This window comes from Lacticaseibacillus saniviri JCM 17471 = DSM 24301, from assembly GCF_001311785.1.
Classification (GTDB): Bacteria; Bacillota; Bacilli; order Lactobacillales; family Lactobacillaceae; genus Lacticaseibacillus; species Lacticaseibacillus saniviri.
In genome coordinates this window covers 1-9,409 of the sequence record NZ_BBBX01000035.1, presented here as the reverse complement: position 1 = coordinate 9,409, position 9,409 = coordinate 1, and the positions used below count along the sequence as shown (strand labels likewise).

Here is a 9,409-nt window from a genome sequence, read left to right as displayed (position 1 = left end):
ACATGCCGGTCCAACTCTTTCTCGACTTTCTAATCAAAATAACTTAATCGCGTTCCAAAAGGCTGTTCATCCTCCCACTCAAAGCGCCTTTTGTCACAGCCTCTTCTTAACGGTGCTTCATTGCCTTCAATAACTTGCGGGCCTTCTTCATTGAGATGACATTCCCCTTAACTTTGGTTGGACCAGCAACCTCAGGAATCGCATCGCCACGGACTGCGGCTGGTAATTGTTGACCTTGTTGGGCACTCAAAATACCCCCCTTGGTCAACAGTGCCATCAGACTTTCAAGCATCTGAATGTTTTCATCGTAGCGCTTCTTACTTTGGCTATCGCGCATCCAGTTACCGAAGTTTTCCCATGTCGCCACGGACCAATCGGCTGGTGTTTCCAAGTTTTGCGCATACATCACATCAATGACTTCGCTCATGTTCTTGATAACATCGTGGGCACCCCAATTGCCAGGCAATTGATAGGTATCGCGCATGGCCCAGAGTTGTAACCCGGAAATGACACCTTGTGTATGTACGGCAATTGCAGTCTTTTGACGCCACTGTAAGCCATCGTGATCGGGTACACGTTGAACACTCAGATACTTCTTATCGGGATCTGGATCATACTTATTCGCCAGGTCCACTAATGCAGCGGGATTTGCCATGGCCGCATCCAATTCAGCTTGGCTAGGTTCTGGTTGGCTCTTGCCCATCTTCTTTGCCATGTAGGCCTGAACAGCAGCTTGATCGGTGAGATCGACGCCCGCTGCCATCATTTCAGTGGCCATTTTTGCTTGGGCTGAAGTTATCGCTGTCCTTGGACATTTCAATCATCTCTGGTGCAGCGGCTGTAATGAAGCGTTGGTAGTCACTGGCACGCTTGCTGTTGAGTAAGCCTTCTTCACCCAGGTAGGCTAACAGATCAGAAAAAGCTGGCGCCAACATTTCATATTCAGCTTCACGGAAACCCACGTTGCTGACAAAATTGCCGGTCATCACGCCCACAATCGCCTTTTTGGTCCAGGCTTTAGGCGTCTTGCGATATTGATCATAGATGTTTTGTGCCAGCATCTTAAATGTTGTGGTCAAGAATTCTGGCGTCACTTCGGTACTGCGTGTTTGCCATGCTGGACTAGCGACATAAGCATTCACCCATTCCACAGTATAGCGATCGATGTCGCGGGCTGTGTGTTCTTGCCATGCTGCTAATTCAGGATCATCGTTAATATCACGATTCTTTTGGTAGTCATTGGTATCTTCAGCCATTTCTTCACCCTCTAATCCGTTGGCTGCTTCAAACTTATCTAACATGTCGTTCAGTTGCGCGCGGGTCATGCCAATTTCTTGCTGGCTCGCCAGGTAACGCAGCATCGCTCGAATACTGTCATAGGTTCCCGTCAGGACATTGCCCGCCTCGGGATCAGTATCGTTCGTTGCGGTCTCAACCAAGTCTTCCAACACTGGCTGTAAGTCACTGACCTGCCACTGTTTCATCGGTGTGCTGGTCATACTTGCCATCATGGCACCGAAAGCCTCAATGGTGGTTTTCACGGATTGTTCAGGATAAGTGTTCACACTGTTATATTCAGGTGAGGTCCGGAATTCCGCCCAAAATGGCATAACCTCATTTTTGTCTGTCATTTGATTGTTCTCCTTATTTTCATACACGTCATCTATTGTACCTGAAAATGACGCGCGACTAAAGGCGATATCAAGCGATTTATCGACAGAAAGTGGCGACCAGACCAATGATCCGCGCTTCAACCTGGCAACTGACCAGATTTCTCATTGTTTGACGTAGGGATTCGGCAGTTTGAGTGCAATCTTTTCCATTTGAGCCATGTTGTACTCCGTCGCCACGCGTTCTGTGGCATCCGGTGCGCTATACATCGCCAGCTTGTAATCGACCTCTTCAAGGTTCTGCTGCAACTTGGCGATTTCATCTTCAACGGCTTGGCGATGTGCTGTCAATAATGCTTGGCGCGTATCCACCGTTTTGGGACCAGCCATCACCGCTTCAATATAGGTGCGAATATCGTCAATTTTCATGCCCGTGTCTTTGAGGCAACAAATCGTGTGCAGCAGATTGAGATCCCCATCGGTGAAGGCTCGATACCCGGATTCATCTCGAGCCACGAATGGCAGCAAGCCCTTCTTATCATAGAAACGTAACGTGTATGCGGACAAGCCTGTTTTAGCGGCAACTTCTTTAATTGTATAAGTCATTAAATTTTCTCCTTGCGTTAGACCAATGTCTAAGGTTTACGCTACATAGTATAACAGAAACAACAAAGGAGAACACCACACATGACAGAAACAGTACTCGTGACCGGGGGCAATGGCTTCCTGGCACTCCACATCATCAGTCAATTACTCAATCAAAATTATCAGGTCCGCACCACCTTACGCACATTAGATAAGCAAGACCAGGTGCGCCAAGCCTTATCAGCCAATCATGTCGCGCATCTGGATCAGCTCAGTTTTGTCGCAGCTGACCTCACCCAGGACGCGCATTGGTTGGATGCATTGAATGGCGTCACCACCCTCTTTTCCGTAGCAGCTCCCGTCTTTGTCGGTGCCACCAATGCGACACCCGATGCTGTGACCAACACTGCCGTTGAAGGCACTATGCGATTGATCAAATTCGCTGAGCAGGCGGGCGTGAAGCGCATGGTCATGACCGGCAATCTGGGTGCCGTGGCATTTAGCAATAAGGACCGCCAACGCGTCACCACTGAAGCCGACTGGACCGACCCCGATCAACGCGGGCTCTCTTCATATGAACGCTCCAAATTAATTGCCGAAAAAGCGGCCTGGGATTATCTCGATCAGACTCACTCTGCCCTCGAATTTGCCGTGATCAACCCCGGTGCGATGTTGGGACCAGCGCTTGATAATCACGTTTCTGGCAGTTTTGATTTTCTGCGGTACCTACTCAATCCCAAGAGTGTCATTACCGACATGCAGATTAATATCGTGGATGTTCGCGATGTGGCCGCCATGCACGTGCTAGCGATGCAGACCCCGGCAGCCGCTGGCAAACGTTTCATTGCGGTTGAAGATCAAACACTATCACTGCCCCAGATTGTCTCGCTTATCCGGCGTGAGCGCCGCTTTGGCCGAAAAAACGGCCCACCGCCAAGTGCCTGGTTGGTTGCTCGGTGTGGCGGCACTATTCAATCAAAATGCACGTGAGAACCGCCTGATGCAGACCGTTAATCACAACGTCAGCAATCAACAAGCCAAGCAAATTCTCGGTTGGCAGCCAGTGAGTTCCACACAAGAAGCGATTCTGAGTGCCGTCGATACTCTGGTAGCAACACATCAGATTTAAAAAGCACAAAAAAGAGGTTGCGACAAAATCAAATCTTTGTCACAACCTCTTTTGGTTGATGATTCATTAATCTCCGTATGGCAGGATAAACGCGAGTGCGATATAAATCCAGAAAAAGACGCCACCACCGATAATGAAAATCAGTCGAACCCAAAATGTTTCAATGCCTAAGCGTTTCGCGATGCCGGCACAAACACCGGCGATCAGTCGATCATTGCGTGAACGTGTTAAGTTACCCATTGTTATCCCTCCGCTTCTTGATACCTTTATTATAGCAAGGTCAGAAGTGTTAAGGCACGGACTTAGGGTTGATATCCATCTCCAACTAACGATCAGTTCTGTGGCTTTCGCGCACTAAGATGTCATCGATAATCGATTGCACCGTGATGCCTTGCATCCGCTGCTCCGCTTGATCCTGAATATCATCATAAATCACATTCAAGGTGTCTTGGATATTGCCACCCACAATGCAGGCGGGGTTTGTCTTTTCGTCGACGTGCAACAGATTCTGATTGTCATCTGCGGCACGATAGACGTCCAACAACGTGATTTCATTTGGATTTTTAGCGAGTGCTGGGGCAACAATGCCTGGCCGTGTCTGCAAGAGACCGGCTTTGGTTAAGCGCGACATCAAGCGCCGGACAACACTTGGATTTGAACCGATACTGTCCGCAATTGCCTGACTCGATAAGTCACCATCACTGTAGATATCGATATAGGACAGAATGTGCACCGCATCGCTAAGTTTATTTGAAAAGCGCATAAATCTCCCTCAACTTTCGTGATGTGCTTATCTTAATACAGAATGGCTAGGACGACCAGTCTATTCCGCCGTCACAATCTTGATGGCATCGGCCAATGGTGTGAGTTCACGGCCCAAAACAGTTGGTAAGTCATCAGTGTCTTCATCCAGTTGACCATCACGAATCAAAGTTTGGAAAGAGGTCACGAGTGCAGCAGTCCCTGCATCGAGACCCGCTTTTTCTAATCCTTGTTCGTAGGCCGCATCATCTACGGCCAAAACACCAAATGAAGCATCGATTGCATCAGCCAAATCTTGATAGGTCCGAGCTTGACCAGCAAGTTTATAGATAGCCTTTGTGTTATCAGCAGCCAAGACACGGGCACCAGCTTCAGCGTATTCGCGTTCGAGCGCCCAGCCTGCTTTACCTGCACCAGCAGAATAAACGAGTGGCTGACCAGCCATTGCGCCCTTCAGCACATCAGCTTCATTTTCGAGATACCAGTTGTTACGCAGGAATGAGTAAGCCAACCCTGATGCCTTAATGTAAGCTTCAGTTTGCTTGTGATCATCAGCAAGTGGTGTCGTTGCTGTATCTGCGTGTGGGAAGCTGGTGTAAGCAATATAAGCCACACCGGCGGCCTTTGCGGCATCAATCACATCTTTGTGTTGTTGAAGCCGAGGCATTGCCTGACCCGGTTGTGAGGAAACTAACAGCAAGCGATCTACGCCAGTCAATGAAGCCTTGAGCTGGTCAGTGTTTGCATAATCACCAGGGCGAACCTCAACACCAGCAGGAACCATTGTCTTTGCCTTTTCAACATTGCGTGCTAACGCGATGATGTGATCAGCAGGTACCAAATCGATTAAAGTCTTTAAAGCAGCACGGCCGAAACGGCCAGTAACACCTGTAATTGCATAATTTGTCAATTGAATTTCTCCTTTTGTTTGCGCGGCACTTGTTACTTTATATGTAACTTGTTGTCTATATAGTAACACCATCAATTTAAAATGCAAGCTTTTCCAAAAAGAAAGGTGGTGTGACACCCCCCTCAAAAGAGTAGCCGAATCGAAAATCTTCGTGATTTTTGATTCGTCTGCTTTTTAGTTTGTCGTAGCGGTAAAAATTAGCTATTGTCAGGGCCAACTTTTTCATATTCCATGCCATGAGGACGAACCCAATCTGGTTTTTCACCTTCGAGCGACCGCGAACGGTAAACCGACTGAATCCCAAAGAGGCCTTCAGATGTCCAAAACGGGCTCAACATCAATCTTACGTTGCGCATATCGATGTTTGAAAGCTGGTCACGTTGTTTTGCTTTAAAGTATTCTACTAGTTCTGCATTTACTTGGATTGTGCAGCTCCTGCCGCCCTTGGTCATGGCCGCAGGAATTGGGTTATCTTCAAGATCTGTGACCTCGGCCTTATATTCCCGTGACCGACCGGTAGTGTAGTGGAATTGTGGTTCAATGGCCTCATCCAGAGCATTGATTTCATGGGCAGGATGCTTTTTTCAGGAACAAATGATATCCTCATTTCCAGACTAATTTGGTTCATGTTCAATAATCTTGCATTTTGAGATATCTTTTTGCAGGCAGATGGACGCATCGGTGGTCGAGACCAATGCATCTTTTTATTATTCTATCAGAAAGCGAGAGCTCCGGAAATCCAAAGATCCCAGAGCTCTCGCTTTAGACCAAATAGTTATGTCACAGCCTCATTTTGTGACTAAAATTTTGATGGCAACAAAAATCAAAGCGGTTGAGACGTATTTAACAGGCGTTCAATCCAAGCTGTCAGTGGCTCGACAATTCGGCATTTCTGAATCATTGTTCAGAATACTGGTTGCGGTCTACGAGGTTCATGGTCGAGCTGGACTGCTTCGGCCGGCGGAAATAACTGGTCAAATGAGAGTCACTCTTGTAAAGTGGAAACAACATAATCAAGCATCTCTCCGAGAAACATGCGCACACTTTGACGTGCTATCCATTGAAGCGGTTGTCCGTTGGGAGCGGGTATACAATACAATGCTTTCGGTGAACAAGCTTTACTAGAAATGCGGCAAGGAGTGAGGACTCATCACAAAAGAAACAGATCAGGACAAAATCAAGCGCCTAGAACAGGAGAATTTATCCTTGCGGATACGCGTAGACGCCTTAAAAAATTACAAGCCTTGAGAAAGCATCCAAACGCCAACTCAGCCAAGTCATCATCAAACTCAGGACAAAATACCGACTAGTTGACTTGATTAGAGCATTGCCAATTTCCATGTCGGTCTTTCAATATTGGCAGAAGAAGCTTCAAGAACCTGATGCAGATGAGGAATTGAAGCAACACGTCAAAGATGTGTTCAAAGCGCATAAAGGAAACTACGGTGTCCCCCGAGTTACTGCAGCTATTCGCAAGATGTATGAGAACCAAGGCCGAGAGAAACCAAATCATAAGCGGATACAACGAATCATGTCCGAGTTAGGCCTTAACAGTAGTGTTTATCGAAAGCGCACACGCAAATATGATTCATCCAAAGGTCCGCGCGGGCGAGTCGCAAAGAATCGACTACGTCGGAGAAATATGGCCGATAGGCCTTACCAAAAGCTAGTTACAGATGTCACTGAACTGAAAGCCACCAATGGAGGTAAAGCTTATCTGGAAGTAGTTAAAGACCTTTGGAGTAATCGAATTGTTTCTTGGACTGTTAGTTCACACCCTAATCTTGAGTCTGCGCTAAAGCCATTGAATCGACTCATAAATGATTTACCACAAACCGGCTATCAAGTGACATTACATAGTGATCAGGGCTGGCAGTACCAACATAGATCTTGGCGAAAATTACTGAAGCATGGACGCATCAAGCAGAGCATGTCTCGCCGTTCCACCTGTTTAGATAATGCGGCCTGTGAGACTGTGTTCGATAAACTTAAAACAGAGATTGGTCCAGCAAAAAGTTACGCCAACTATCAAGCATTAAAGACAGCTATCGACGAATGGATTAAGTATTACAATACAGCGCGCATCCAAATAAAATTAGGCGGCCAATCACCGCTCGAATTCGAACAGCAACTGGTCGCCTAATTAAATCAAACTATTCAGTTCCAACTTTAGGGGTAAACCTCATTGTAATCCGGATCGTCTATTTTTCAGTTGCACTTCACCAGCATCGTGGACACAAATTGCGTAATTAGAATATTGATGATATTACTAACAGGATTGCGACAGTTAAGAACGTCACAATGATAATCGTCTTTGCTGACTGTTTTCAGCATCCCAAAATATAGTAACTATCAAGCCTATCACGATGGTCTAAACTCGGTAGTTCAACTTAGGGAGTAGTGCGAAATTCCGGCTGTACGTTCTGGTGCAATTAAATTCATTGGGAATCTAAACAATTCCACAGCCTTTAAATGTTGCAATCGTAATTCATGTTGGTAATGGTTATGACACAACTTGTCAATGTTTTGGTGTGAATAACATTGACTCCTAAGTACAAGCGGGCCAACGGATTAACCCAAGACAAGTAATCAACTATTTTGACGTTGGAGAAGCTTAGTAGTGTACAAAAATTAAATCATCTACGTTTTGGGCATAGCTCGTTATGATTAATGCACAACGAAATCTAGTGCATATTCCAACACAAGCGTTTGTCTAAGCCCACCAAACTTCAGTCAATAACTTTATTTTCTGTTACGCTATTTTTTCTGTCAGCAGTCACATTATCATGTATACTATATTCTGGTATTGTATTATTAGGGACTAATTGTATCTTATGAAGAAAGACTGTCAAAATTTTTGATTAACGAGGAATTATTGTGTATAAAAAAAGAAATCTCTATATGCTACTAACACTCACATTTATTATCGGTTTTTTAATGTCCGTTGCATTTCCGTTGACTAGTGATGATTTAGGCTGGGGAAGTATTCCTGTTCAAACATACTTACGCTGGAAAAATTTAACCGGTACTTCTGGAGATGGGCGCTTTTTTGGGAATGCATTAATTATTCTGTTACCAAAATGCAATTCTTCTTACATTTACTGTATGCCGGCACATTGACTATCTTATCTTATTTATCAACCAAGCTCACCCGAAGTACTTGGTTATCAATGATCATTATGATGGGACTACTTTGGTTGCCGAAAATAATAGTAGCTCAAACGTTCGGTTGGAATGCCGGGTTTATTAATTACGTATTTGCTCTTGTTTTTCCGCTTTGGCTATTGACACTGGCAGATACAGAAATCATTGACAAAAATCCCATCAATATACTATTCCCATTTTGATTATATTGGGGCTATGGTCACTCCTAGCTTCATGGATTAATGAACCTATTACATTATTGAATTTGCTGAGTATTTCTATTTTCATCACTATTTATAAGTTTCGCAGACAAGAGGTGCCTAGACATTGGTGGGTACTTTTCTGCAGTAGCTCTGTTGGAACAATCATCCTACTTGGAAAGACGTGGATTACACAAGAATCCATCAGCGGACATGGTTTGAATATCAGTCAGATATCCAGTAATTTTCGAAAGGTTTTTGCCTTGACATTTGGAGAATATCTGTGGCTACCACTTCTGATCACCTTGACAGTCTTTTCTTTACTAGTATATCAACGTTCTAAACTAAATCCGCAGCAAGTGTATGCCATTCAATTTTCAGCTCTGCTACTAATATTTTTTATCTTTGTGAATTTTATTTGGCCAAAAACAACTTCTTTCCTTTATCTCAAAATATCATTCTAATATCTCATATTTCTTATTTCATTAGTATTGTGATTATTACTACAGCACTATTATTTCAAGATTTAATTTCTTGGTATTTAGTCCTGGCTTCTCTGTTCCTGGTACTGCCGTTTTTAATTGTTCATCCTTTTGGCCCTCGAGCAGTATTCGGCTCACAACTTCTTCTTCTAATTTGGTGGGGTAGACTTTGGCAAGCCTATTTGCCAAAACCAAAATGGCTACAAGCAATTACCGTCTTCCTGATGGTACTAACCTTATTCTGTATGACTACGATTCTTTTGCCTATTTACGAAGGTAAAGTTGCTTCAACAAGACTAATTCAATATGAAGCAACACAGAATTTCCAACCTCGGTATTATCTCGAAGTTCCTCACCATGACTGGTGGTGGAATCCGTCCATCTCACAGAATTTTGATTACGCTCAGCAAAAATTCTATCATATTTACCCCTACGCAGCTGGAACTCTAGTTCCTTATCAGACTTGGAAAAAATGGATACCTCCGATCCCAAAAAGTTAGTAAAAGAACTCCGTAAAATCGACATTAAGTAAAATAAAAGCTATATCGATAATAGAGAGGAAAGTTAATTTGAAAACGATATCTATC

Annotated in this window: 10 protein-coding genes and 1 pseudogene; 4 read left to right on the top strand and 7 right to left on the bottom strand. The window is 44.5% G+C overall.

What is annotated here, in order from left to right:
- Nucleotides 1–106: 106 nt before the first annotated feature.
- From JCM17471_RS12675 to JCM17471_RS12665, 3 genes are all read right to left on the bottom strand, one after another.
- Nucleotides 107–766, bottom strand: coding sequence for a hypothetical protein (locus JCM17471_RS12675; RefSeq protein ID WP_162208400.1), 660 nt, complete (start codon nucleotides 764–766; stop codon nucleotides 107–109).
- Nucleotide 767: 1 nt separating this feature from the next.
- Entirely contained in the window at nucleotides 768–1,631 is an 864-nt protein-coding gene (locus JCM17471_RS12670) for a hypothetical protein (RefSeq protein ID WP_054778126.1), read from the bottom strand.
- A gap of 144 nt (nucleotides 1,632–1,775) precedes the next feature.
- Nucleotides 1,776–2,216, bottom strand: coding sequence for a MerR family transcriptional regulator (locus JCM17471_RS12665; RefSeq protein WP_054778125.1), 441 nt, complete (start codon nucleotides 2,214–2,216; stop codon nucleotides 1,776–1,778).
- Between the two features lie 81 nt (nucleotides 2,217–2,297).
- Between JCM17471_RS12665 and JCM17471_RS12660 the strand changes: the two genes are divergently transcribed.
- Nucleotides 2,298–3,185: an NAD-dependent epimerase/dehydratase family protein gene (locus JCM17471_RS12660; protein ID WP_225354305.1), complete on the top strand. Its 888-nt coding sequence runs from the start codon at nucleotides 2,298–2,300 to the stop codon at nucleotides 3,183–3,185.
- Between the two features lie 10 nt (nucleotides 3,186–3,195).
- A complete protein-coding gene (locus JCM17471_RS16140; RefSeq protein ID WP_263849511.1) occupies nucleotides 3,196–3,324 on the top strand; it encodes a hypothetical protein in 129 nt (42 codons plus the stop codon).
- A gap of 66 nt (nucleotides 3,325–3,390) precedes the next feature.
- Here JCM17471_RS16140 and JCM17471_RS13615 read toward each other — a convergent pair whose 3' ends face one another.
- From JCM17471_RS13615 to JCM17471_RS16840, 4 genes and pseudogenes are all read right to left on the bottom strand, one after another.
- Complete coding sequence (locus JCM17471_RS13615; protein ID WP_082395342.1) at nucleotides 3,391–3,564, bottom strand: PspC domain-containing protein; 174 nt, start codon at nucleotides 3,562–3,564, stop codon at nucleotides 3,391–3,393.
- A gap of 85 nt (nucleotides 3,565–3,649) precedes the next feature.
- Nucleotides 3,650–4,087, bottom strand: coding sequence for an Rrf2 family transcriptional regulator (locus JCM17471_RS12655; protein ID WP_054778124.1), 438 nt, complete (start codon nucleotides 4,085–4,087; stop codon nucleotides 3,650–3,652).
- A gap of 60 nt (nucleotides 4,088–4,147) precedes the next feature.
- Nucleotides 4,148–4,996: an NAD(P)H-binding protein gene (locus tag JCM17471_RS12650; RefSeq protein WP_054778123.1), complete on the bottom strand. Its 849-nt coding sequence runs from the start codon at nucleotides 4,994–4,996 to the stop codon at nucleotides 4,148–4,150.
- Nucleotides 4,997–5,213: 217 nt separating this feature from the next.
- Nucleotides 5,214–5,353 (bottom strand): annotated as a pseudogene (locus JCM17471_RS16840) (transposase); the annotation flags it as partial.
- Between the two features lie 958 nt (nucleotides 5,354–6,311).
- On the opposite strand from JCM17471_RS16840, the gene JCM17471_RS12635 reads away from it, so the two are divergent.
- The gene (locus JCM17471_RS12635) at nucleotides 6,312–7,139 is read left to right on the top strand and encodes an IS3 family transposase (RefSeq protein WP_263849510.1); all 828 of its coding nucleotides are present in this window, start codon (nucleotides 6,312–6,314) and stop codon (nucleotides 7,137–7,139) included.
- Nucleotides 7,140–8,758: 1,619 nt separating this feature from the next.
- Nucleotides 8,759–9,322 (top strand): hypothetical protein, encoded by a 564-nt coding sequence (locus tag JCM17471_RS14280; RefSeq protein ID WP_156321716.1) that lies wholly within the window; start codon nucleotides 8,759–8,761, stop codon nucleotides 9,320–9,322.
- Nucleotides 9,323–9,409 lie beyond the last annotated feature (87 nt).